The 1,197-nt window shown below is 68.4% G+C and carries 1 protein-coding gene and 1 pseudogene; both read left to right on the top strand.

Translation table 11 applies throughout. The features are described 5' to 3' along the window. The coding region (gene flhF, locus JYJ84_RS37085; RefSeq protein ID WP_205172944.1) for a flagellar biosynthesis protein FlhF at positions 1-1,038 on the top strand (1,038 nt) is incomplete at its 5' end. Then, positions 1,031-1,197 (top strand): annotated as a pseudogene (locus tag JYJ84_RS37080) (MinD/ParA family protein); the annotation flags it as partial. The gene flhF and the pseudogene JYJ84_RS37080, both read left to right, overlap by 8 nt.

The following is a 1,197-nucleotide window of genomic DNA, read 5'->3' as shown; positions in this document are numbered from 1 at the left end:
GACGCGGCCGCCGTGGTGGCCGATGCGGTGAAGTCGCGCATCGAGCGGATCGTCAACGATACGGTGATGCAGGAACTCGGCGAACTGCGCGGGATGATGGAAGAGCAGTTCGACAGCCTGATGTGGCACGACCGCCAGCGTCGCAGCGCCGTGCATGGCGCGCTGACGAAGCACCTGTTCGCGGCCGGTTTCTCCGCGCAGCTCGTGCGGATGCTGGTCGACAACCTGCCGGCCGGCGACGATGCTCAGACCATCGAACAGGCCGCCGAATGGGCGCAGTCGGTGCTGGCGTCGAACCTGCCGGTGCTCGACAGCGAGGACGCGCTGATGGAGCGCGGCGGCGTGTTCGCGCTGATGGGGCCGACTGGGGTCGGCAAGACCACCACCACCGCGAAGCTGGCCGCGCGCTGCGTGATGCGCTTCGGCGCGAGCAAGGTCGCGCTGCTGACCACCGACAGCTACCGGATCGGCGGCCACGAGCAGCTGCGCATCTTCGGCAAGATCCTCGGCGTGCCGGTGCACGCGGTGAAGGATGCGGGCGACCTCGCGCTCGCGCTGTCCGAGCTGCGCAACAAGCACATCGTGCTGATCGACACGATCGGCATGAGCCAGCGCGACCGCGCGGTTTCCGACCAGATCGCGATGCTGCACGGCGCGAACGCACCGGTGCAGCGCCTGCTGCTGCTCAACGCGACGAGCCATGGCGACACGCTCAACGAAGTCGTGCAGGCGTACCGCAGCGCGGGCGAACATCCGGACCTGGCCGGCTGCATCCTCACGAAGCTCGACGAGGCGACCCATCTCGGCGGCGTGCTCGACACCGTGATCCGCTACAAGCTGCCGGTCCACTACGTGTCGACCGGCCAGAAGGTGCCGGAGAACCTGTACGTCGCATCGACCCGCTTCCTGCTGAAGAGCGCGTTCTGCGTACCGCGCGACGGCTCGCCCTTCGTGCCGCAAGACGAGGACATGCCGACGCTGCTTTCCGCATTGACCGCACGTTCCACCGCCGAGCTGCACGAGGTGCGATTTGGATAAACGAATCATCGATCAGGCCGAAGGGCTGCGGCGCCTGCTGGCCGGGCGCGCGTCGCGCATCGTCGCGGTGACGGGCGGGCCGGCGGGTGTCGGCTGCACGACCGCCGTCGTGAACCTGGCGGCGGCGCTCGCGTCGCTCGGCAAGGATGTGCTCGTCGT

Origin of the sequence: Burkholderia sp. LMG 13014 (genome assembly GCF_905232215.1) — a bacterium.
GTDB lineage: Bacteria > Pseudomonadota > Gammaproteobacteria > Burkholderiales > Burkholderiaceae > Burkholderia.
This window is presented reverse-complemented; position numbering and strand designations above follow the sequence as displayed.